Source organism: Fictibacillus sp. Mic-4, assembly GCF_049843615.1.
Lineage (GTDB): Bacteria > Bacillota > Bacilli > Bacillales > Fictibacillaceae > Fictibacillus_A > Fictibacillus_A gelatini.
This window is the reverse complement of sequence record NZ_JBBHZM010000026.1, coordinates 24852-49573: the sequence shown is the minus strand read 5'-3', so window position 1 is coordinate 49573 and position 24722 is coordinate 24852. Positions and strand designations below refer to the sequence as shown.

The following is a 24722-nucleotide window of genomic DNA, read 5'->3' as shown; positions in this document are numbered from 1 at the left end:
GCATCCCATCCCTTTCCAAATTTAAGATATCTTTATCATACAATTGTATTCTTGACATCCTATGTCATATTTTTATAAATTTATTGCATCATTTAATGACGGAGGGTATTTGATGAGAGGGGATCGATTAGTATCTATTCTTCTATTGTTACAAGCGCATAGACAAATAACGGCGAAAGAATTGGCGGAGAAGTTAGAGGTTTCCGAACGGACGATTTATCGGGATATGGAAGCGTTAAGCAGATCCGGCATCCCGGTTGTTGCAGAACGGGGCAAAAACGGCGGCTGGTCTCTGTTAGAAAACTACCGAACAACATTAACCGGTTTAAAAGAATCCGAGATCCGTGCGTTATTTGTGCCTCCCTCTTCCCAGTTACTTGAGGATCTCGGCCTGGCGCGTACATCGGAAGAGGCCAGGAACAAATTAATAGCTTCACTCCCTGAAATGTACCAGGAACATGCAAAAGAAGCCTGGAATCGCATTCATGTTGACACGAGCACATGGCGAAACCGAAAAGAGAAAATCAACTCATTTGATGTTCTTAAAAATGCAATATGGACACAAAATAAACTAAAAATTACATATGAACGGGCTGATGGAGAAATCATCGACCGCGTCGTAGAGCCGCTCGGACTTGTCGCCAAAGGAAGCCGCTGGTATTTCATCGCCTCCAAAGATAATGGAGAAATCAGGAATTACCGGGCATCGCGCATTGTATCCGCGGTCCCTACTGCGGAGACATTTAAAAGGCCAAAAGACTTTGATCTTGCCCGATATTGGACTTCGTCAACGAAAGCTTTTATTGAGAGTTTGCCGAGATTCGAAGTATGGGCTGAAGTTTCTCCTTCGATCGTTTCAAGGCTTAAATTTACCGATCGTTTTGTCCAAATCGCATCGATTGGCGATCAAAGAAAAGAAGGCTGGGTCCCGGTTAAGCTCTTGTTCGATACAGAAGACGAGGCGAAAGGATACATACTGGGATTTGCAAATCAAATAAGAGTAGTTAAACCAAAAGAATTGCAAAATAAAATTCTTAATATGGCCAGAGCAGTTCTTGCGTTTTATAGGGACGGGGAATAATTTCTGCCTACCATCCTATCTCGTTCTTTAGCGATCAACCGACTCCCAATTTTTAAAAACACTTTTTCAGAAAATACGAGCATCTCCCTTGTTAAAAATTCCTTTCCTCCCGTATAATCCTAGTATGTTTTTAAAAAGAAGGGGTTTTGCCTATGATTCGCCGTTTTTTCACTTATTACAGGCCTCATAAACGATTATTTATCATTGATTTTACAAGTGCGGTCATTGTTGCTGTCCTTGAATTGGCCTTCCCTGTTGCCGTGCAATGGTTTATCGACCGCCTATTGCCGGGCGGAAATTGGTCGATGATACTTACGGTCAGCGTTTTGCTGCTTGCCGTTTATTTATTAAGTACATTTTTACAATATATTGTCAGTTTCCTCGGACACAAGCTGGGAATCAATATTGAAACCGACATGCGCCAGGAGCTGTTTCACCATGTCCAAAGACAGTCGTTTCGCTTCTTCGATAACACGAAAACGGGACATATTATGAGCCGCATTACCAACGATTTATTTGATATCGGTGAGCTTGCCCACCATGGACCTGAAGACTTTTTCATTGCGATTATGACCTTTTTCGGCGCCTTTTGGATTATGATGACGATCAATGTGAAGCTGGCGCTCGTGACGATTTTAGTCGTTCCGTTCCTCGTCTGGGTCATAACGTTCTGTAATATTCGAATGAACAATGCGTGGAAAAACATGTATACAAAAATTGGAGACATTAACGCCCGGGTGGAAGACAGTGTATCCGGCGTTCGCGTCGTTCAATCGTTTACGAATGAAGCTTATGAAATGAAACGATTTGACGAGGACAACGGAAAGTTCAGAAAAGCGAAGCTAGTCGCTTATAAAGTAATGGCCTCCACAACCTCAAGCGTTTACATGATGACCCGATTTATTACTCTCATCGTCCTGGTGTTTGGCGCATGGCTAAGTTTCCACAATCAATTAAGCTACGGGGAACTTGTCAGTTTCGTTCTGTATGTCAACGTATTAATGAAGCCAGTCGATAAAATTAGCGCACTCATGGAATTGTACCCGAAAGGAATGGCGGGCTTTAAGCGTTTCACCGACTTGATCGATCAGGAGCCGGATGTACAGGACTGTGAAGATGCGATTGAAGTTCCCTCTTTAAAAGGAAATATTCAATTTCAAGATGTCCACTTCGGCTATGAAGCCAATCAGCCTGTACTTTCAGGAATTAACCTGGCCATCAAAGCCGGAGAAACCGTAGCTTTCGTCGGCCCGTCTGGTGCAGGGAAAACAACGATTTGTTCCCTGATCCCGCGCTTTTATGATGTCCAGGAGGGCAGCATTACCATTGACGGAATCGATATTCGCGATATGACAAAACAGTCGTTGCGCAGCCAAATTGGGATTGTTCAACAAGACGTTTTTTTATTTACTGGAACGATCCGCGAAAATATCGCGTATGGAAAATTGGATGCAACGGATGAAGAAATTAAAATTGCTGCTAAACGGGCCCATCTCGAATCGTTCATCCACTCTTTGCCGGACGGCTATGAGACGGAAATCGGGGAAAGAGGCTTAAAACTTTCCGGAGGACAAAAACAACGGCTGGCGATTGCGAGAATGTTTTTGAAAAACCCGCCGATCTTAATTTTAGATGAAGCGACTTCTGCCCTTGATACAGAAACAGAGAAAATCATTCAAAACGCCTTAAATGAATTGGCGGAAAACCGAACGACTCTCATCATTGCCCATCGCCTGGCTACCATTCGAAATGCCGACAGAATCGTTGTTGTTACCGAAGACGGCATTGCCGAACAGGGAAGCTATGATGAACTGCTCGAACAAAACGGCATTTTTGCCAAACTGCATCATATTCAATATGAAAAAAGCACATATTAAACAAGATATTGCGACCCGGGGAAACACCCGGGTCGTTCTTGCCTTTTTAAAAAATTGATTTCTTTGCCGCTTTGTCATTAAAATGGACATAACTATAATAAAAGAAACTTAAATGTTTCAGGTTCGATGAAAAACTTCAAAACGAAAGGGTGATAAAAATGAATGAGTGGATTAGAAAAGGATTTTATCTTGGATTAGGAGCCGCTATCGTAAGCAAGGAAAAGGTTGAAAAGTATGTGAAGGACTTTGTAGCAAATGGTGATCTTGCACCAGAGGAAGCAAAAAAAATGATAGAAGATCTTCAAAATAAAGGGAAAGACAAACAAGAAGAATGGAACGAGAATTTCCGTAAAGAATTCACCTCCACTTTAAAACAACTCGGCTTTGTCACGATGGAAGAGTTTGAGGAAACGAAACAGCAGTTAAACAGACTCGAAGAAAAAATTGACGAACTTTTAAAATAATCGAATGTAGAATACTCTATAATGGGTGATTCAAATGCTTATGAAACGGATGCAGCATATCAACCGCTACAGAGAAATTGTAACGGTTCTTGCAAAACATGGCTTCGGCTATATTATGAAAGAGGTAGGGTTATTCCATATGCTTTCCCTGCCGAAACGAATGGCTGCAGACTTAAATTCTAATGAACCGAAGCCGCTTGGGAAAAGGCTCCGGTTGGTAATGGAAGAGCTCGGGCCCACCTTTATTAAGCTCGGGCAATTGTTGAGCATACGAAGAGACATTATCCCCGAACAGCTCGCCATTGAGCTTGAAAATTTGCAAGATAAAGTCACTCCAGTCAACAGCTTAATTATTAAGCAAACGATTAAAGAAGAACTTGGTGCGTCTTGTGAAGAAATTTTTGAACACTTCGAAAACCAGAGTTTAGCAGCGGCTTCCATTGGGCAAGTACATAAAGCAATTTTGAAATCAGGGGAAACCGTTGTCGTCAAAGTCCGTCGCCCCAACATTGAAACGCAAGTCGACAGCGATATTGAAATTTTAAGAGACATTGCCCGGCTCGTCGAACATCGCTATGATTGGGCCAAACAATATCAAATAAGGGATATTATCGATGAGCTGGCGCAGGCGATAAAAAGCGAGATGGATTATACACAAGAAGGAAGAAATGCTGAAAAAATCAGCAGGCAATTTGAAAATGATGATAACATTCTTATCCCGGCGGTCTTTTGGGACTATTCGACAAAGAAAGTATTGACGACCGAATATATTGATGGAAAAAAATACGCCGCCCTTAACGACGACGGAGATGAACATTGGAACAAAAAAATAATTGCCGAGCGCATCGTCCACTCTTTTTTAAATCAAGTGTTAATGGGCGGAGTTTATCACGGCGATCCCCACCCCGGTAATTTGCTATTTTTGCCCGAAAACAAAATTGCTTATATTGATTTTGGCCAAATCGGGGTATTAAGTGATGAAATGAAAAAAAATTTCGCCTCTCTAATTATCGGTTTAATGAAAAAAGATACAGATATTCTCATTCGCACGATTAGCCGAATGGCCATTACTTCTGAAGACATTAAAGAAGGTAAGCTCAGGCAAGATTTAGATGATCTTCGCGAGAAATATTACAATATCCCATTAAGCAAAATTAAGATCGGCGAGTCGATTACCGACCTATTCAATGTTACCCAAAGGCATCGGATTATGATACCGAAAGATTATACATTGCTCGGAAAAGCGCTTATTACAGTCGAAGGAATGGTGAAAAATCTTGATCCTGAACTCAGCTTGATTCATTTAGCGGAGCCTTTTGGGAAAAAGCTGATACTTGAACGGTTTCACCCTGTCCGGGCGGCAACAAAACTATGGGAAGAATTAACGGATTTCGCAAATGTGACCTTTCGATTGCCCGGCCTTCTTCGAAAAACATTAATGAAAATAAACAAAGGGCAAGTTCGGCTGGAAATGGAACTGCCGCAAATTGATAAACTGCTTTTGAAGCTCGACCGCGTCGGCAATCGCATCGCCTTTAGCGTTACCTTGCTCGCTTTCAGCATTATTATTACAGGACTCATAATCAGTCAAACATTCTCAAACCGCGTCTTCTTTCATTTCCCTGCTGTCGGAATCGGCATTGGAATCGCCATTCTTATGTTTGTCTGGCTGCTTTTCTCCATTTTTCGCTCCGGACGATTTTAAGAAGATCCCCATTTTCACGGGATCTTCTATTTTTTTGCCTTAACCCTTTTTCGCCATATTCATGTAACATTCGTCCTGTACCCTTTCTTCATAGGAGGTGCTGTTATGAAAAAATGGCGAAAAGCGATTATCAGTTGCATATTAGTTGCGCTTGGGCTTAGCGGGTGTCAGGCAGGAGAATCGAAAGCGGAAGCCGAGCAGCCAAAACCGGCCAGAGTCCACTATCATGATTTTACATTTCAAGTAAATCCGAAAAACTTTGCGATTTACTTAAAGCATGGTGGAGTGAGAGAATTGGCGTCAAAGCCGATCGCTGACCAGCGTGTGGCAAATTTCCATCAAAATAAAAAAGAGGCGTCGTGGTCGTACCCCGATCAACATGTCCACGTAAAGCTTGAAAAGAAGAAAAATTATTTGAATGTGTCGCTTCATTCCACCGGAGCAGAAAAATTTCGAATGGCCGATCCTTTCCAGAAAAAGCTATACTCTCCCATTATGGGAAGGAAAACAAATTCCGGCTGGCGACAACAATTGGAAGAAGTTTTTAGGCGGTGAAGAATACGCTTTTGCTGAAAGCTTTTCGATGCGTTTCCTTGCATCCAATCAGAAGAAGTATTCCGTCCTGTTTATCGCCGACGATATTTTCAATGACACGGTTACGTTTAAAAACAATCCGGATTTAGAATTGCACTTCACCCATGAATTTCCGTCAATTAATAAGAAAAAAGACTATGGATTCCGAATTTATTTAGCCGATCAGGATCCAACGGAGATCGCGAAAATTTACCGGAACTATATTATCGAAAAAGGCGAATTTAAAAGCCTCGCCCAAAAGGCGAAAGAAAACCCGAACGTGAAAAAACTGTACGGCGCACCATTTATCTATTTATGGAACAATGGTGTATTGACAGATGCCGACGTTCATTGGCCAAATCTGCGCAAACAGCTGGATGATCCATTCTTTCATTATGTCAAAGAACGATTGGACAAATATACGACAGACGGTGGAAGTGAATTTGGCCAGGTGATTGCCGCTGCAAGCAAACAAGATTACGTCGATCAATATCAGAAAAATACCATTTTGCATGCGCTCAACACCGCTTTAAAACTAAAACAATTTTATAATAAAAAGCAATTTCCTTATCTTGATCGCGAAGCTCAGCGTTTAGTCGACAAAGGCATTTCACAGTTAAGCGAGCAGGAATTGTATACGTTAAATAAGCATTTATTGAAAAGCGCCCTTTCAACGAGTGTAACGGATGTTGATTCATGGGGGGCGTCCAATAGCACGGACATCCTAAAAGAGATGAAACAAGAGGGCATCGACCATGCCTGGATCGGTTTGCCGAACTGGGTGAATGGCTTAATGAACCCGAAAGCAGTAAGTTCGGCAAATCAGGAAGGGTATCTAATTGGGCCGTATGATTCGTATCATTCCATTCAAAAAGAAACAAACATCGATTGGAATACGGCAAACTTTGGTGACCCCACGTTGTACGATCAAGCTACGATCACCAATAAAAATGGGGAGAAAATTAAAGGTTTTCTCGGTCGCGGAAGAAAATTGAACCCGACGTTAACGATGCCAGCTGTTAAACACCGTGTAAACGGCATTTTACAAAATGGCATTCTATTTAACTCGTGGTTCGTCGATTGCGATGCGACAGGTGAAATTTATGATGATTACACACCTTCCCATATCACGACAGAAGAGCAAGATTTACAGGCGCGGCTGGCGCGTATGAACTATATTGCAAAAGACAAGAACATGGTTGTCGGCTCAGAAGGCGGGAACGATTTCGCGAGCCCGGTCATCGACTTTGCCCATGGCATTGAAACCCCTGTCATCGCCTGGGGTGACCCGGATATGAGAGAAAACAAGCAAAGCCCGTATTATGTCGGAGGATATTGGTCTGCGGGCGACGGTGTTCCGGACCGCTACAGTAAACAAGTGCCGGTTAAAGACGAGTACAAACCGATTTACATTGATCCAACGTACTCCATCCCACTATTCAAGCTTGTATACAACGATTCAGTCATCACGTCTCATCACTGGGAATGGGGCAGCTTGAAAATCAAAGGCGAAACCGGGAACCGGATGTTGAGCGAATTATTGTACGATGTGCCGCCGCTCTATCACCTTGACGAAGAGTCGTGGAAGGCAAATAAAGAAAACATTGTTCGCTATATGAAAGTGTGGGCGCCGTTTCATCAACAGGCGGTCCAGCAAGAAATGACGTCGTTTAAACTATTGAGTCACGATCGCCAGGTGCAAGAAACGACATTCGGGAAAGATATCCGCGTTATCGCGAACTTCTCCACCCACAATTTCTCATATAAAAACGAAACCATCCCAGCGAAATCGGCTATCATCTATACAGGAAACCAAAAACAAGTCTTCCATGCGGCTGATTACGCGAATTGGTAATAAATATAGAAAGCGAACTGCCCCTCGTGCGGTTCGCTTCAGTTTTTCGAAATCTTAAATTCAGCCGCTAAATTTAACTTTTCGTTATTTCCCACCGAAAATTCCTTCACAATCCTGTATTTCCCTTCCGTTAACCGATAATCCAGTAGATCGGCTCCAACTTTTTGCCGATACGTATCATTTGTCTTGAGAATAATCGCTATTTCCGTAAATCCAACATCTTTTTTAAATGGAATGGCATACCATGACCCGTTGATATATTTTTCAACTTGATAAGATGTGCCAAATACGATATCGGGACCATAATTTTTAATCATAACGGCGATCTCTTTTACCGATGACGGATAACTTGCTTTTTCCATCTTTATTTCAAAAGTAGCCGCTTTCGTTTTCACTCGATTCGGAAGATGTCCAAATTCTGATCGTTTCATTAATGTTTCGGTCTTCTTCTCTTTGTTTGCACATCCAAACATAGTTATACTTATCAGCAAAACGAGCGAGAAATAAGCAAATTTCCTCATCCTCCCAGCTCCCTTATTCGTACTTAACTGCCTCCTCCGTTAGAAGAAGCAGCTGCCGAAGCACTTGCAATTACGGCGATCATCGCTGCCTGCTGAGCCTGAATGATGGCTTCAATCGTTGTATAGATTCCGGTTTCCATTAAACTTGAATTTTTCATTTGATCACTAACGGTAAAATTCACTGCCATGATCACATTCAAATCTTTATGCCACTTGAACAACTTCTCAGAGTTGAGTTTTTTTAAAACATGTTGAATCGTCTCTACTTCGCCCGCTCCATTTTCCAGCAATGCGAGTAAGCCAATCTCAGGATAATGCATCGCTTTCGGCTTACTTATATGTTGGGCAAACAGTTCATATATTTGAATGCATCGTTCAACTAAAACATTTGCCCCTGTTTCCTTGTTTAAAGAAAGGATGTGGCTCAAAAACTGCAAGTCATTCCCTTTTCGAAAGCCACTCGTAGCCAATTTGTCATAAAACTCTTCAACGCATGACATCACATCTTCCACTTCTACATTCAATTGAGATAGAAGAACAGCAAGCGGGTAATCACTCTTTGATGTTAAGAAAATATGATTTTTCTTCATTCCTTGATAAACGGCTAACGCTCTTTTGATTGCATCCGTGTAAAGGCTTTTTTCTCCATATTCAGCGAGCATAATTAAAGCAGTTATATACGTATAGTTGCCTTTGCCAAAACCGCCTTCAATCAATCGATTATAGACTTCCACCAACGCGTTAAGTTTTTCTTTTGGATCGTCAAACCGGGTATCAAGCATAGCAGCCATCGTAAAGCGCTCTGTTCTGAGCGATGAAAACAAGCTCACCTGCTGTTTAATGTAATCACTAATTGCAAGAAAACGCTGAAATTCAAACGGTCGATCTTTGACAACATATAGCGATGCCACGATCATCAGCGTCCGTTGATCGGTTACTTTCCATCTCAGTTTTTCTTTTAACTTCGCATAAATCGTTTTATAGTCATCTACTTTTTGCAGTGTTGAATCTAAGTGCATAACTCAGGCCTCCTATGTCATTATTTTCTTATTAATACGAACTATCATAGCCAATTGTTTCATTTCTTTTTTAGGACAACTAGTGCCTTTTCAGCTAAGAAAGTTTTTATTTTCAAGAATCCATTTTCGCCTGTAAAAAAGATAAGAAGACGGAAGCAAAAAAGGACAAAATTTCTCTAGTGTGGTGCTATTTTCATGGGATCTGGACAATAAACAGTTGATTTCCGTCAATAAATAGACACTATCGGATAATAAATGGCCTCAGTCAGCCAATAAAATTTTTGACACTACCGTATATTTTTCACTAATTGTCCAAAAGTAAGGTTTTATTGTCTCAACCGGATGATTTATTATCCAAATAAGAGCACATATTGTCCGAGAACGAAATCATTTTAAATCATGTAACGATTCGTGATCGTTTTTCCTCAGTTCACAGATCTAACGAGGTGTTCTTAAAAAAAGAATGTCCTCCTATTATTGAAAACCAAACTTTTTTCTAGAAGGGGCACTAGTTTTTGCTAAACTTCCAACCCACAGCAAACCTTTTTGTGAAAACGCTTTAAACCTGTTAATCTTGTATTATATACGAAACTCAGGAGGGAAAAGTGGACGCTAACATTCTGACTACGGAACGTTTACAATTGCGGAAAATGAGAAACGATGATGTGAATCACTTAATGGAAATTTTCTCAGATCCTGAAGCAATGAAGTATTATCCTTCTACTAAAAGCGAAAAGGAAGCGTTAGAATGGGTAAACTGGACGCTGGACAATTACAGGAATTACGGTGTCGGCCTCTGGATCGTTGAAGACAAACAGACTGGAGAATTTCTGGGACAGTGCGGAATGGTCCTGCAAAAAATAGATAGGGCCGTTGAGATGGAGATCGGCTATTTGTTTGCCAGACGTGCCTGGGGAAAAGGCTTTGCAACAGAGGCTGCTTTAGCCTGTAAGAAATATGGGTTTGAGACATTAAAACTTCCTAAACTAGTTTCATTAATTGATCCCGATAACTCCCCTTCCATAAAAGTGGCGGAACGAATCGACATGACCGTCGAGAAGAGAATACATAAATGGGGGAAAGATGTGCTCGTGTATTCCGTTTGCAAATAACAGGGGAAAAAGAACAGTGAGGATAGATTCACTGTTCCTTATCCTGTTAAAAAATCTATCCTTTCAACTGCTTTCTCAAGTGATTCCGCTTTGCGACTAACGAATGAAACTCTTGTTCTAATTCGTTGGAAGGAAGTAGACTGAGTTTGCCGATCACTTCCGTAAGCTTAGTCTCAATTTGCAATAGCTCATCTTCTGCAACGTTCCGTACGGTTTGCTCGTTCCTGCCCTTATACTCTTTGAAGTTCCCGGAAAATGCAGTAATCGCTTGCTGCTTTATTTCAATAATACAGGTAGCAACGTTTTCAATAAAACGGCGGTCATGGGAAACGAAGATCACCGTTCCTTCGTAATTCTTTAGCAGCTGTTCCAATGCTTCCATCGCTTCAATATCCAAAAAGTTCGTCGGCTCATCCATCACAAGCACATTCATATCGCTTAAAAACACTTTTGCAAAAGCGACCTTTACCCGCTCGCCGCCACTAAGCACTTTAACCGGTTTATAAACATCGTCGCCAAAAAAATGCAGGCGGGCAAGCACCGTTCGATTGGTCGATTCCGGATAAATGGAGGAAGCTTCAACATTTTCCAAAATGGTTTGTTCCCCATTTAAAATATCGAGGCTCTGGCTAAAATAACCGACTTTAACCGCAGGGGAAATCGTTACTCCTTCTACATCCGCTAAAATTTGTTTCAATAACGTCGTTTTGCCCACTCCATTGTTGCCAATGATGGCCACTTTATCTCCACCTTTAATCGTAAAAGTAGCATCTTTCCATAGCACTCGTTCGGCAAAATTCATCGACAAATGGTTAACTTGAATGACATGGCGTCCCAGTATTTCCTCTCCATTCGGCAAATCCATCTTAATCGGTGGCCAATCTTTCGGCTTCTCGACTTTTTCCAGTTTTTCCACGCGCGTTTCCAATGCCTTTATATTTTGGTGCATTTTTTTCTGTTTCGTCGCATGCTGCATTTTCCATAATCGAGATTCAGATGTGCCCATCCGCTTTGAAGGGGGTTTAACCATTTGGTTTGCCTTTTGCTCTTTTAATTGTGTCGCTCGTTCTAACTGTTTTTTCTTCGCCACATACTTTTCATAGCTCTCCTGTTGCTCATGCCTGAGTCGCTCTTTTTGCTCAAGGTACCGGGTGTAGTTCCCGCTAAATTCCGTCACTTCCCCTTCTTCAATTTCCCATATTTTTGTGCAGAGCTGGTCTAAAAAGTAACGATCATGGGAAACCAACAGAATCGCCCCGCGAAAGCGCTTCAAATGGGTTTCGAGCGCCTCAACCCGCTCAGTATCCAGGTTGGTTGTCGGTTCATCCGCAAATAAAATATCCGGCTTTGCTGCTAGTGCTTTGTCAATATAGCGTTTTGTTATTTCGCCACCACTTTTGTATGAATCGTTTTTCTTTAACTGAGGCAATAAATAACGAGTAGCCGTTGTAGTAATCGTCCCTGTATCTGCCTTTTGCTCCCCGGCTAATATAGATAACAGTGTCGTTTTCCCGCTTCCGTTACGGCCAACTAATCCGATCCGATCCCCTTCTTGGATTCTCAGTTTTCTGGCGGCAAAGAGTTTCCGGTCTTTAATTGATTTTTCGAGATGATTAGCTTCTAGAATAATCATGAAATCCCTCCTTGTCATCATGCAGTATCAACCGAACTCGCTGAAACAGCTGTCGACTCTAATCTTCCACCATTTACACCAATGCAAAAAACCTCCTGATCCGTTTCCGAATAGGAGGTGACTTTTGGGCGATAGCGAAAAAGGCATACCAAAAAAGCAGTATTAAACACTCTTTAGCTATTGAAGTACACAACTAATCCTATCCAGAAAAGCATCGTTAATCTTTATGGTTGATCTAGAATGATGGATCCATATTTAAAAAGATGGATTCCCGATTTAGATCACCATTTTAGGACTTGTAACGAATGTTTTTTCTAAAAATAGGATTATAAAATCATGTACTTGCTTCACCCTTCCGTTTTTTGTTAATTTTATTCTATAGGAGCTGTCAAGAAACGTCAACTCATTTATTGCCCAACTTTTTCAGAAAATAAACGACGGCTTATAATTCTCTGAACATTTTTCCTTCCTGTCTGAATGTTAATCTAATGAATCGTCAAACGCCTCTCTCAGGTAATCATTTAATCTAGGAATTAAAAATTCGCTTCGATATTTGCTCGAAACTACTTGATTGCCATCCCAATAAACCCGGTCGAGCTCCCTGCTATAGCTTTGCTTTTTCAGGTGGACCCGGATAATCCCCTCCTCCGTTCTTTCAAAGCTTAACGTGTTTCCCATTATCGTTATATAGGCAAATACACCTGGAGATGGTTGATTGACAATAATGCTAATTTCATCGGTTTTCTCTTCCACCGTTCTTAATTTAAATTTCATATCACTTAAGAAAACATTAATTGAATGTTGCGTTTTATCAATATGTACCCGTGCATTATGATCCATTACATATCGTTCCTTTATTTTCTGTATAAGCTTTTCCGCGTACGACATAAAGCACCATCCTTTTATCTTCTCCTAGATTTATTTCGATAAAAACTTGCCTTTTCCTGCCTATTATCGACTGTCTATTTCTCTACGCAGATATACCACTCTTACTTTAATCGATCGTATGGCCATGATTTCATCTAACGTATAGAATAGATTAAATCCGATAATAAGGAAGGTTTTTCCATAGGCAAAGGGATAGGCTACCCCGGGAAAGGTAGGGAAAATTTTTAGCTAACTCCATTGAGTTTGCAGCCATATAGGAGCCAGGACAGGCATTTCACACGAATGAAAAAAGACGGAAGAGGAGCCGGATCTAGCCGGCTCCTCTTTCCATTTAATCGATCAGTCTTTTAACGCAACGCCTTTTTCTTTCGGAAAAAAGGCATTGCCGACAATTTCTCCGATTCTCTGGTTAACTGGTTCATGTATTTGATGATTTTCAATCGGCAACAGCGGAAACAGCAATTCAGCCACCCGATAAGCTTCTTCTAAATGAGGGTACCCTGAAAAAATGAACGATTCGATGCCAAGATCGGCATATTCTTTTATTCGCTCTGCTATTGTTTCAGGATTGCCAACCAACGCGGTTCCAGCGCCCCCTCTCACTAAACCAACCCCTGCCCATAGATTCGGACTGATTTCTAATGCTTCTCTTCCCCCTTTATGCAGCTCAGCCATTCTTTTTTGTCCCGTCGAATCGTATCTGGCGAAGACACGCTGGGCTGATTCTATCGTTTCATCATCTACATAACGGATTAAGCGATCAGCCGCTTCCCACGCTTCTTGTTCCGTTTCCCTCACAATGACATGCAATCGGATCCCAAATTTGATGTTCCTTCCTTGTTGCTCTGCCAATCTCCTTACATGATTTATTTTTTGTTCGACTTGAGCCGGTGTCTCGCCCCATGTTAAATAAACATCGGAATGCTTTGCAGCAACTTCCTGCCCGGCTCTGGAAGAACCACCGAAGTAAATCGGAGGATATGGTTTCTGAACCGGAGGAAACAACAGACTGCCATCTTCCACCTTTAAATGCTTTCCGGTAAAGTTTACATTTTCACCTTTTACTAACGAACGCCAGATGGTCAAAAACTCATCTGTCGCTTCATAGCGAGCATCATGGTCAAGGAAGACCCCATCACCGGCCAGCTCCACAGGATCGCCACCGGTTACAACGTTGATTAAAAGACGTCCGTTAGATAGCCTATCAAGAGTCGATGTCATTCTAGCTGCCACCGACGGGACCATCAATCCCGGACGAACCGCGATTAAAAACTTTAGCCTTTTCGTTTCAGCAGCTAAAGAAGAAGCTATAACCCACGGGTCTTCACACGCTTTTCCCGTCGGTATAAGCACGCCCGAATAACCGAGGCGATCCGCTGCTTGCGCGATTTGCTTAAAATAAGAATACTCTGCAGGCCTTCCGCCTTTCACAGTCCCCAAATACCGTCCGTCTCCATGAGTCGGAATAAACCATAATATCTCCATTTGTCATCTCTCCCTTTTAATCAATTTATTTCAATTTTTACCGGCCTGCATTTTGCCCATCAAGAAGAATGAAGGCAGGCTGCTTTTTCGTGCGGATTTGATCGTATACTAAAAGTACGATTAACCAGGCGACTCCTGAAAACATAGAGATTTTCGTCAAAGGGGAAGTAGCGATCGCAATAAACGAGATGAGAACTAGCAGCAAGCCTATCATTGGCAATACTGGCCATAACGGCATCGGATATTTAATCTCTGTTTGCTGCTCTATCATGCGCCGCCTGAACGCCAATTCACAAACCAATATGATCCCCCAGGTCCAGAGCGAAGCAAATGCGGAAGCACTTGTAATCCAAACATACACTTTGTCGGGCGCCAAATAAGTAATGGCCACCCCGATGAATATCATTGCCGCTGTCGCCCAAACAGCGACATGCGGAATTTTATTTCGATTTAATTTGGCGAATCGCTGTGAATATATCCCCTTTTTTGACATGCTGAAAAGCATTCGGCTTCCTCCATATAAGCCTGTGTTGCAGGAAGACAGCGCGGACAAGATGATGATCAAATTGACAATTCCCGCTGCCAGCGGAATCCCGATTTTTGAAAACATTAGCACATAAGGGCTTCCATCATGAACAATCCATTTATTCCACGGAAAAGCGCAAAGCATGACGAGCATTGAGCCGATGTAAAAAAAGAGAATGCGGAACGTCACTGATTTAAAGGCTTTCTGCATCGCCGCATTTGGGTCATGTGATTCACCCGCCTCAACAGCAAGGGTTTCGATTCCGCTGAATGCCTGTACAACAAGAGATATTGCTGCGAAAATACCCGGCCACCCATTCGGCATGAACCCATCATTTATCCAGAGGTTGTTTATGCCGACAGCTTCCCCGTTGTTAAAAATGCCTGTTAAAATGATCAATGACCCAAACGCCATAAATACAAGTACAGCCAAAACCTTCAGTACCGCAAACCAGTACTCAATCTCCCCAAAAACCCTGACGGCAAGCAAATTCGACACTGTAAAAAAAATTAATGCAACGAGTCCAGGAATCCATGCAGGAAATGAAGGGTACCAGTATTGGACTAATTTGCCGATAGCCGCTAGCTCCGACATCACGGTGGCCACCCAATAAAACCACCACATTCCCGCCGTCAAAAACCCTATCCGCCTTCCAAGAAGGGCGCTGGCGTAATGGCTGAACGATCCGGAAACCGGATATTCCACGGTCATTTCCCCTAACGATCTCATGACGATGGCGACAAGAACCCCACAAATCACGAAATCGATCAATACGGCCGGCCCTGCTAACTTTACCGATACAGAGGCGCCATAGAACAGCCCGACCCCGATGACTCCCCCAATCGCCATCATTTGGATTTGCCGGTTTGTCAAGCTCCTGTCAAGCCCCTCCGAGCCCGTTTCTTGTAATTGATCTTTATTTTGGTTTCTAGGCAAATGAACCACCTCCTAATTTTGAATCATCTCGTCCTAAACTATATTAAACACATGAATTTACTCGGTTTTAGGTTGCAATGAATTCATGACCTGATGCCTTTTATGTGTGGAAAGAATTCTGCCCTTTGAAGCTATCACGCCATTTCAACAGCCTATTTTCAATGGCCCGTACCAATGAATCCGTAATTTTGCCAACGAGAGCGAAAATAATAATGCCGACAAAAACGACATCCGTATGGGAAAACTGCCTCGCGTCCATAATCATATACCCGACCCCTTCGCTCGAACCCATCAGCTCAGCGACGACTAGCCCGAGCCATGCGATGCCAAGCGATAGACGGATGCCTAGAAGGATGTTGGGCAAAGCAGCCGGCAAAACAAGCTTTGTTAATTGCTTATAACGGCTGAATGAAAGAATGCGCGCCACGTCAAAGAGCTTCGCATCGACCCCTCTTATTCCAAGAAAGGTGTTAATGTAAACCGGGAAAAATGCGCCCTTGGCGATCAACAATATTTTCGATACTTCCCCAAATCCGAACCAGAGAATAAACAAAGGCGCTACCGCTAAATGAGGGACGGTACGCAGCATTTGGAAAGAAGGGTCGACATAGTGTTCCGCCTTGTTTGAAAAACCGACCAACATCCCTAATACCAATCCTAAACCAGCCCCTATCACAAAGCCGGCAGCCGCACGCCAAACGCTTATTTTCAAATGGGAGGCAAGGTCTCCGGAAACAGCCAGATCCCTGAATGCTGCCAAAATATCGAGCGGTGTCGGCAAAACGGTTTTTGAAATCCACTCGTAAGACCCTGCCAATTGCCAAATGGAAAGGATGAAAATGGGAACGGCCAATCCCCTTATAAAAACCTTTGCCCGGTCCCTCACATTTACTTTAGGCAACCGTTTGACTAAAATGTTTTTTGAAAAAATGCCGGTTGTTCCAGCAGCTCCTCTTGGCTGGCTCAATTTTTATCTCCCCCTTCTTTTTTCACTTCTTTTAATGCCTTTTTAATATAAGAATTATCGACCACTTCGTTCGTATTAATTTTTTTCTTTATGGCATCAAGCGAATATTGAAAGTCAGCTGTTTTTTGCTGCGCCTTCACGATGCCATCACTGATAGGAATATTCAATGCCTTGTTGTTTTTGATGACCTGCTTGATGATCTTTTGATCTACTTTTTTCACTTTCGCATAGAGGGATACCGCTTCGCTCTGGTGTTTCTCCTCCCAAAGGCGGGCTTTCTCGTAAACTTTCAAGAACCGAATGACTTGTTCCGGATGCTGTTCAGCAAATTTCGTGCGAACAACGGTAAACCCGGGAGAGTACACGTTCAGCAATTGTCCATCAGTTAAAATCCGCGCGCCTTTTCCAATAGTTTCTAACGATATGAACGGTTCCCAAATCGACCATGCATCCACAGCCCCTGTTTCAAAAGCTGGCTGCGCCTCATCAGGCTGTAGCTGGATGATTTTTACATCATCCGGTTTGAGCCCGGCCTTACTAAGAGCGCGATAAAGCAAATTAAACCCGCTGCTTCCCTTTGCCACAGCGATCTTTCTTCCTTTTAAGTCCTTTAAATCTTTTATTCCACTCTCTTTCTGAACTAAAATGGCGTTTCCTTTCAGTCCGTTGCTTGTATTTGCGATTTCCTTAAACGGAATGCCAGCCGACTGCGCGGCAATGACAGGTGAATTCCCGACCTGGCCAAAGTCTAATCGGTCTGAAGCAATTGCCTCAAAATGGGGAGGCCCACTTTGAAATTCCGTCCATTTCACTTCAATACCTTCTTTTTTAAATTCCTTTTCAAACCAGCCTTTCTCTTTTGCAAGCAGCAACGGGCCAATGCTTTGCTGAATGCCGATATTGATTGTTTTTAAACCTTTTCCGTCCTGTTCCGCTCCTCCCGCTTTTAAATCGCAGCCCGCTAAAACTAACAAAAACCCTAGAACAGCCAGTATGTATATCTTTTTTCTTCCCATCTCTTCTTCCCCCTTTATTAAATCCCGGATCCATCAAGCAAATGCACTTCTTCTGTCTTCTCAAATTCTGCCAATACTTGTTGCCTGGCCGCTTGAAACGCTTCATTCGTACGATTGCGAGGATATGGCAGCTGAATTGGGATCAACTTGCCTACAGTGCCTGGCCTTGGGCTCATAATTGCGACGCGATTGGCAAGATAGACCGATTCATCAATGTCATGCGTCACTAAAATCATCGTCGTTTGCCTTTCTTTCCAAATATCCAGTAAAACGTCTTGAAGGTGTTTGCGCGTGAAAGCGTCCAGCGCCCCAAATGGTTCATCAAGAAGCAGAACTTCCGGATCCCGGAGAAGCGCTCTTGCTATCGCCACCCTCTGTGACATACCGCCTGACAGCTCACGTGGATAAGACTTTTCAAATCCACTCAAGCGAACGATTTCTATAAGTTCGTGGACTCGCCTTCGCACTTCGGAATTCCTGAGGGAAAGATTCGCTGCGATGTTTTCCTCCACCGTTAACCACGGAAATAAGCGATGCTCTTGAAAGACAAATCCTTGTTTGGTCCCTGGTCCCTTCACTTCTCTGTTGCCGATTTTGACAAATCCTTCATAGTCACTATCAATGCCTGCGACGATTTTCAATAATGTGCTTTTTCCGCAGCCGCTTGGACCAATAATAGTAACAAACTCCCCTTGATCAATCGTGACATCGACATGTTCAAGAACCTTTACTTCACGTTGGCCTTTCAAAAAAATCTTCTCTTTTACAGAAATAGAAACGGTCATTTTCTCTCCCCTCTCTTCTTTGGACTTTGAATGGAACTATTACTCACCTCCTTAAATAGCAAAAAGCCCCTTCGCTTGATAAAAAGGAAAGGGCTGTCGCAAAGTCTTCTCCTTATCTATCAAGCTCTCGCTTGCAGGAATTGGCACAGTTCTTCAAATGCAGTCTGTTGCCGAGAGTTCATTGGGCCAGTCCCTCCCTCTCTCTTGATAAGTTTCGGTTATTCTAAAAAAACAAAAAGCCCTTAATCTTAGTTGAGATTAAGAGCCTTCGGTTGATCCGATCAGCTATTGGAAAACCGGCAATGGATTTAAAATTTATTTTATAATAATTCATATAATACCGATGTGTCAACTATGTTTTTTGTTAAAAAAATCAATCTGCTTTTTTAATGGGTCATAAGCAGGATTGTTTAGAAACAATCATCTAGAACGTAGAATAAAAGACAACTGTTTTTTTTATCAAAGCAGTTGTCTTTTTTAAGAAGACCATTTATCTTGCTTTTTGAAAATTTTCCGAAGCCAATAAACGAATAACAACAAAAGCGGCAACAGCACACTGTATACCCCGTCTAAAAAAGGCCAATAGGCGCTGATGACATGAATGATATAGGCGATATGGGGCGATACCAGCAATGAAAATACGATAACGATTAGACCCAATGGGAGTGCAAAAGGAAGGTTTTTCTCGTTTTTTATCTCCATTATTTGGACTAGTCCAAGGTTCATGATGTAAAAATAGAATGCGACTTTGATATAAGTCGTCAGAAGCCACATGACGGCTAATATAATTTCGATTCGCTGAATGAAATTGCCAATATTTATTTTTTTACTAAGGGCATACCCTGGGTAAATACTATTTGCGACATCATAAGGTCCTAGAACAAGAATGGAAACAGTGATAAATAGAATTAAAACGATTCCACCTAACATCGCTCCTATGATAAATCTCTTTTTAATTTTTTCAGCCTGAATAATATTAGGAAAAATCATTAAAAACACAACATCTTCTATAAAAGGAAAAGCAGTCGTTGCAAATGATCCCCGCAGTATCGGTTTCATTCCCCCTTCAAAGATCGGCTGTAAGTTCTGCAACTCGATTTGTGGTGTAAGACATACAATTAAAACGAAAAAAAGGGTAAGAAAGATTGGGAAAAATAGTTCAGCAGAACGTGCAATAACTTCTAATCCCAGTATTGCTGCCATAACAACGATACCAATAAAAAGAAAACTGATCGCCATCATTGGCGTATTCGGCAGAATTTCGGTAGTGAAAAAATCATCTATTTCTCGTGTATGTGTAGAAATGGATACGAATAGATAACATAAAAATAAAAATCCTACCATTTTCCCCGGCCACTTGCCAAGTATTTTCTCCGAATATTGAATGAGCGTTAACTGAGGGTAAAGCTTACCCACGGTACATATTAAATAAATAACGACGAGTCCGATGATCAATCCTACGATGGCGGCAATCCAGGCGTCCTGTTTGGCCTCAAAGGCGGGAATAGCCGGCAACACTAAGAGCGAATCCCCAATTGTAACGAGAATCACAAGTATGGTAAACTGCCGGGCCCCTATTTTCATTTGATTGTTTCCTCCCCTCATTACCGGAATGAAATTAAACAACTGTTCTATTAGTAGTATTTCCAAATGCTTTATTTACAAAAAGAAAAACACGAATGAAGTCCGGCATTAAACCGCTTCATTCGTGTTTTTAATTACCCTTTATTTGACCGGGATCCAGATTTCCGAATAATAATTGGGGTCGTTAGGATTGCCGTCCGAATATACTTCTAATTCAGGAGTCCCCGCAGGCTTAAAGCCGCTTGATGGGAACCATTCTGAAAAAATTTGTTTCCACACTTTTTGCATAGCGTCTGGCATGGCTCCATGCACCTCAAATACCGCCCATTTGGATGCTGGAATTTCCAAGCTTTCTAACCCTTCTGGCACATTACCATCGTATGCTGCAGCTATCCAATAATCGATTTCGTTCGATTGCCTCCCGCTTTGATCCACACAAACGCCAAGCACCCCTTTAATGGGTCCGTTGTTTAATTGAGCAAGCCATTCATTCGTTCCATTTTGATGAACGTCCTCCCAAAATTTCGGTATTCCTTTAAGATTCTCTCCATTTGCACATGAATACTCTCGTTTAACACCTACCACTTGAAACGCTTCTTTTTCCACAATCCTGTACTTCATCGGTTCTGCTCCTTTCAGACTCACCTGAATGACCAGGCGGTTATAAGATTGCAGCTTTCCCATTCCTTTTCGAGCTTCACGCGGAGTTACGCCATGCTGTTTTCGAAAAGCCTTTGAAAAAGCCTCAGGAGTGTCATAGCCATATTTATAGGCAAGGTCAATAATTTTGCTATCTGTTCTGGACAATTCCTGAGCGGCCAGCGTCAGTCGGCGACGGCGCAAGTACTCGCCTACGGATATATCGGTCAAAATCAAAAATGTCCGCTGAAAATGAAAGGACGATGCATTCGCTTGCTTCGCTATGTCCTCAATCGTTAGATCCTCCAGCAAATGCTCTTCCATATAGTTAATCGCCTTTTGCAATGATTCAACCCATGCCATTTCGCTCACTCCTTACCTCTATTGTAAAAAAAGGCATTAATTCCATCCTGTCATTTTATGCTCTGTTCGGACAGTTTTCGTTAAAAAAGCACCGTTGGTTTATTTTCCACGTGATTCTTGAACTTATCCAAAAAAAGCAAGGACGGCTGGAACTATACCATTCCTTGTTTTATAGATATGTAGCATTATAGCATTTTCGTTTTAAACAAACGTTTGATTAACTTTTACATGGTTCTCTAAACATTATTAAAGTTGTTGCTTTTCGAATAGAGATAAAGCCCATAATCTTGCATGGCAGAGACATGCCCCATTTGCCGCAGCATAGTAGCGATATTCCCGCGATGATAGGAGCCATGTGTGACAACATGAATTAATATTTCAGAAATGGAAGTTTTAAGAGACCCGGCATAGGGGTTGTCAACACTAATCACTTTGTTAAGATCACCCTGTCCCTCCAAAAATGTTTTGTACCGTTCGGATAAATCGGAACACATTTTTTTCATTTCCCCAATGCTTTTTGTTTCCGTTTGCTCCCGCAATTGATGCTCGGACGCCAATGCTTCGGTCATGCTTTTGCCCGAGAGGATGTCAAGCCACGTGCAATCTGCGGCATAAATATGGGCCAGCACCTTTGCTACCGAAGAAAAACCGCTTTGAGTATCTTTATGGTAGAGGTCTTGAGGGAGTTCTTTCATATGATCAATGATTACACCATTTGCCCAAACATGGTAATCGTACATGTCTAAAACGGGATGAGCCATTTTATTTTCCTCCCTGGTAGTTGATAATCCCAGTTTAACGCAAGTTCACTGACAGCGGATGTCAGTGAATAAAAAGTGGAGTATCGGTTCATCCGACAAAAGCATTCACTTATTCAACCGGAAGCAACTGGTCCACGACAATGCTATTTACGGCATTGATATAGGCAATGGCACTTGCTTTCATAATATCGGTATCGGTTGCCTTTGCCACATATCTTTCCCCCCGGTATTCGACCTGGATTTTCACTTTCCCCAATGCCTCTTTTCCCCTTGAAACACTGCTAATATTGTACTCGATCAATCTAATATCTAACTCGCTGATCTCAGTAATTGCTGAATATAGAGCATCAATCGGTCCGGAACCGACGCTGCTTCTTTCTATGATTTGATCGCCCTTTTTCACTTTCACGCTTGCAGATGGGAAATGGGCATTGCTGATCGCCTGCAAGTCTACTAGTTCAAAGAAGGAATCACTATAGTGCTTTATATCCTGAACATCATGTTTTGCATAATAGTTTTCTACAATAACATAAAGATCATGATTGTACACTTCCTTTTTCACATCCGCCAACTCAAGAAACGCTTCAAAGATCTCTTCAAATTGTGAATCGGTGAACTGATTGAAGCCTAATTTTTGTAGCGCATTTTTTACCGCATGGCGGCCAGAACGAGCTGTTAAAACAAGCTCCATATCTTCAAGCCCGACGTCTATTGGACTAATGATTTCATACGCATCTCTTGACTTCAGCAAACCATCCTGGTGGATGCCTGAGGAATGGGCAAAGGCGTTCTCCCCCGTAATCGCTTTATTAACTTGCACTTCAAGCCCCATCAAACGGCTCACAAGCCTCGATGTATTCATAATTTCTTTCGTGTTGATGTTGGTGTATGCGTTATAGACAGATGAGCGCGTATTCATCGCCATTACCACTTCTTCAAGAGCCGCATTGCCCGCACGTTCGCCAATTCCATTCATGGTACATTCAACTTTATCCGCCCCGTTTTTGATAGCTGCCAGCGTATTGGCCGTCGCCATGCCTAAATCATTATGGCAATGGACGCTCAAAAGCACACTGTCATTCAAATTTTTCAAACGGTCATTGATTTTAAAAATCAGTTCACCAAACTCTTCTGGTTCCGCATAGCCAACCGTATCAGGGACATTAATCATTGTCGCCCCCGCTTTCACTACTGCTTCAATCGTTGCCCATAAGTATTCAAAATCGGAGCGAGATGCATCTTCCGTTGAATATTGGACTTCCGGCAGCAATGTTTTTGCATATTTGACGGCGTCTACACCGATATTTAAAATCTGATCTTTTGATTTTCCAAACTTCTTTTCCACATGAATGTCCGATGTTCCCAGAACAATATGGATTAACGGTTTCTTTGCGTATTTCACACTATGATATACCGCATCAATATCGGCTTTCACCGCCCTTGCAAGCGCTGTAATCATCACGTCATCCGTGTTTCCTACTTTCCTGGCGATTTCTTTGACCGCATTGAAATCACCGGCAGAAGACGCAGAAAAACCGGCTTCGATAATGTCGACTTGCAGCTTCTTCAGCTGGTGCGCCACTTCCAATTTTTCATGTAAATTGAGTTTAGCCCCCGGAACTTGCTCTCCATCTCTCAACGTCGTATCAAACATCCAAATTTTTCTCGTCATTTCAGAAACACTCCTTTGTTCGTTAATGTTTTGTTTTCCCTCGGTTAGTATTGCATACGTGGAAAACCTCTTGCGTTAACTGTTTTGCGGGATAAAAAAAGCCCCGTCTCTATATAACAATAGAGACGAGGCATTGCTCGCGGTACCACTCTAATTGATCAATCAAAATAAGATTAACCCACTCATTTTCGGCAGCCATCACTGCCTATCTTCATAACGGGAGAATCCGGCGTCCCCTACTTCAACGGTTCAGGGAGCAGCTCTTGGATGAGTTCAAAGGCGATAACTGCCGATTCCCACCAACCATCGGCTCTCTAAAGAAGCTTATCCTTCCTTCTACTATTTCCAATCTTTGCTTTTTGGTCATTTGATTATATGCAATAATACATGGATCAAACTGAATTGTCAACAGAATTTTTTAAAAATATAGGCAATATGAGAAATTGTGCCTTAATTAACAGGGTACCTCAATCATAAATCCCCCTGGCGCCTTGACGTAGAACGTGTATGCATGAGACCGTATCGGAGGCTTCACATCAAAGCCTGCTTCTTTTAACTGTTGGTTGATCTTATCCACCTGCTCTTCGCTTTTCTGGGGGAAACCTATGTGGAAGGTTTTCGGATAATTAGCCTCCCCTTTCATTAACGTTAACACGAAACCATCATCGTCCAGCATTACTGCAAAGCCATTTCCCTGGCTTGCCTTGCACGTTAAACCAAAATATTTTTCTAGAAACTCCCGGGTAGCCTGGACATCTGTCACGGTTAAATTTAGATGATTGAGTTTCATTTCTTCCTCCTTTCTTAGGGCATCAATTTGATATATGGGTCAGGATGTTAATGAGCTTGCCAAATGGATCTCGGACATAGAAGCGCCGAACTCCCCACGGTTCATCAACTGGACCATATTCTATCGGAAAACCAGCCTCTGTCATACGTTCAAGCATCATATCAACATCATCGACTTCAATCGAAAGATCAGGAGTAGGCGTGTTAGAGCCTCCTTGTGAGGCGAAACTAATTTGGATATTCATTTCCTCGTTTGTCCCATACGTTGCAATCCAGCCATGATCCATCATTAAGTCAAGGCCGAGTACTTCCTGGTAAAAGCATTCAGCTGCCTCAATATTTTGGGTATCTATATTGGCAACAATTCGTTTGACCTTCATTTTGAGCCTCCATTTATTTGATTTTGCCATTTCCAATGAGATACAATTTCCAATATCTATCTTCTTTTTAGAGGCATAAATTTATCTTTAC

Annotated in this window: 20 protein-coding genes, 1 pseudogene, 1 riboswitch and 1 other annotated feature; of the genes and pseudogenes, 6 read left to right on the top strand and 15 right to left on the bottom strand. The window is 42.2% G+C overall.

Annotation, left to right across the window (positions count from 1 at the left end):
- Positions 1-112: 112 nt before the first annotated feature.
- The 5 genes and pseudogenes from WD019_RS15745 (at position 113) to WD019_RS15725 (ending at position 7555) form a co-directional block, all read left to right on the top strand.
- Positions 113-1081 carry a helix-turn-helix transcriptional regulator gene (locus WD019_RS15745; protein ID WP_425712109.1) on the top strand — a complete coding sequence of 323 codons (969 nt, stop codon included), beginning with the start codon at positions 113-115 and terminating at the stop codon, positions 1079-1081.
- A gap of 152 nt (positions 1082-1233) precedes the next feature.
- Entirely contained in the window at positions 1234-2958 is a 1725-nt protein-coding gene (locus WD019_RS15740) for an ABC transporter ATP-binding protein (RefSeq protein WP_425712108.1), read from the top strand.
- 158 nt (positions 2959-3116) lie between these two features.
- The gene (locus WD019_RS15735) at positions 3117-3422 is read left to right on the top strand and encodes a phasin family protein (protein ID WP_026677514.1); all 306 of its coding nucleotides are present in this window, start codon (positions 3117-3119) and stop codon (positions 3420-3422) included.
- 34 nt (positions 3423-3456) lie between these two features.
- Complete coding sequence (locus WD019_RS15730; RefSeq protein ID WP_026677515.1) at positions 3457-5127, top strand: ABC1 kinase family protein; 1671 nt, start codon at positions 3457-3459, stop codon at positions 5125-5127.
- Between the two features lie 105 nt (positions 5128-5232).
- Positions 5233-7555 (top strand): annotated as a pseudogene (locus tag WD019_RS15725) (glycoside hydrolase).
- Positions 7556-7593: 38 nt separating this feature from the next.
- On the opposite strand, the gene WD019_RS15720 reads toward WD019_RS15725, so the two are convergent.
- Together WD019_RS15720 and WD019_RS15715 are read right to left on the bottom strand one after the other, a co-directional pair.
- The gene (locus tag WD019_RS15720) at positions 7594-8076 is read right to left on the bottom strand and encodes an immunoglobulin-like domain-containing protein (protein WP_425712107.1); all 483 of its coding nucleotides are present in this window, start codon (positions 8074-8076) and stop codon (positions 7594-7596) included.
- A gap of 23 nt (positions 8077-8099) precedes the next feature.
- Positions 8100-9095: a DUF4003 family protein gene (locus tag WD019_RS15715; RefSeq protein ID WP_425712106.1), complete on the bottom strand. Its 996-nt coding sequence runs from the start codon at positions 9093-9095 to the stop codon at positions 8100-8102.
- Between the two features lie 605 nt (positions 9096-9700).
- On the opposite strand from WD019_RS15715, the gene WD019_RS15710 reads away from it, so the two are divergent.
- On the top strand, positions 9701-10207 hold the full coding sequence (locus WD019_RS15710; RefSeq protein ID WP_425712105.1) for a GNAT family N-acetyltransferase: 507 nt from the start codon (positions 9701-9703) through the stop codon (positions 10205-10207).
- A gap of 55 nt (positions 10208-10262) precedes the next feature.
- Here the strand turns inward: WD019_RS15710 and WD019_RS15705 are convergent, their stop codons facing one another.
- From WD019_RS15705 to WD019_RS15645, 13 genes are all read right to left on the bottom strand, one after another.
- A complete protein-coding gene (locus WD019_RS15705) occupies positions 10263-11840 on the bottom strand; it encodes a Vga family ABC-F type ribosomal protection protein (protein ID WP_425712104.1) in 1578 nt (525 codons plus the stop codon).
- A gap of 480 nt (positions 11841-12320) precedes the next feature.
- Positions 12321-12728, bottom strand: coding sequence for a hypothetical protein (locus WD019_RS15700; RefSeq protein WP_026678261.1), 408 nt, complete (start codon positions 12726-12728; stop codon positions 12321-12323).
- Positions 12729-13067: 339 nt separating this feature from the next.
- Positions 13068-14213: an FMNH2-dependent alkanesulfonate monooxygenase gene (gene ssuD / locus WD019_RS15695; RefSeq protein WP_425712103.1), complete on the bottom strand. Its 1146-nt coding sequence runs from the start codon at positions 14211-14213 to the stop codon at positions 13068-13070.
- A gap of 37 nt (positions 14214-14250) precedes the next feature.
- Positions 14251-15675 (bottom strand): amino acid permease, encoded by a 1425-nt coding sequence (locus WD019_RS15690; protein ID WP_425712102.1) that lies wholly within the window; start codon positions 15673-15675, stop codon positions 14251-14253.
- A 100-nt stretch (positions 15676-15775) separates the two neighbouring features.
- Entirely contained in the window at positions 15776-16642 is an 867-nt protein-coding gene (locus tag WD019_RS15685; protein ID WP_425712101.1) for an ABC transporter permease, read from the bottom strand.
- Positions 16639-17658, bottom strand: coding sequence for an aliphatic sulfonate ABC transporter substrate-binding protein (locus WD019_RS15680; protein WP_425712100.1), 1020 nt, complete (start codon positions 17656-17658; stop codon positions 16639-16641). The genes WD019_RS15685 and WD019_RS15680 overlap by 4 nt, the downstream gene beginning before the upstream one ends.
- Positions 17659-17675: 17 nt before the next feature.
- Positions 17676-18443 carry an ABC transporter ATP-binding protein gene (locus WD019_RS15675; protein WP_425712099.1) on the bottom strand — a complete coding sequence of 256 codons (768 nt, stop codon included), beginning with the start codon at positions 18441-18443 and terminating at the stop codon, positions 17676-17678.
- A gap of 109 nt (positions 18444-18552) precedes the next feature.
- Positions 18553-18657, bottom strand: a riboswitch (SAM riboswitch).
- A gap of 263 nt (positions 18658-18920) precedes the next feature.
- Positions 18921-20027, bottom strand: a complete 1107-nt coding sequence (locus WD019_RS15670; RefSeq protein WP_425712098.1) for a GerAB/ArcD/ProY family transporter — start codon at positions 20025-20027, stop codon at positions 18921-18923.
- 141 nt (positions 20028-20168) lie between these two features.
- Complete coding sequence (locus WD019_RS15665; RefSeq protein WP_026678255.1) at positions 20169-21029, bottom strand: AraC family transcriptional regulator; 861 nt, start codon at positions 21027-21029, stop codon at positions 20169-20171.
- A gap of 236 nt (positions 21030-21265) precedes the next feature.
- A complete protein-coding gene (locus WD019_RS15660) occupies positions 21266-21790 on the bottom strand; it encodes a DinB family protein (RefSeq protein ID WP_425712097.1) in 525 nt (174 codons plus the stop codon).
- A 109-nt stretch (positions 21791-21899) separates the two neighbouring features.
- Positions 21900-23462: a 2-isopropylmalate synthase gene (locus WD019_RS15655; protein ID WP_026678254.1), complete on the bottom strand. Its 1563-nt coding sequence runs from the start codon at positions 23460-23462 to the stop codon at positions 21900-21902.
- Between the two features lie 118 nt (positions 23463-23580).
- Positions 23581-23824: a binding site (T-box leader), on the bottom strand.
- Positions 23825-23916: 92 nt separating this feature from the next.
- A complete protein-coding gene (locus WD019_RS15650; RefSeq protein WP_425712096.1) occupies positions 23917-24252 on the bottom strand; it encodes a VOC family protein in 336 nt (111 codons plus the stop codon).
- Positions 24253-24274: 22 nt separating this feature from the next.
- On the bottom strand, positions 24275-24631 hold the full coding sequence (locus WD019_RS15645) for a VOC family protein (protein WP_425712095.1): 357 nt from the start codon (positions 24629-24631) through the stop codon (positions 24275-24277).
- Between the last annotated feature and the right edge of the window lie 91 nt (positions 24632-24722).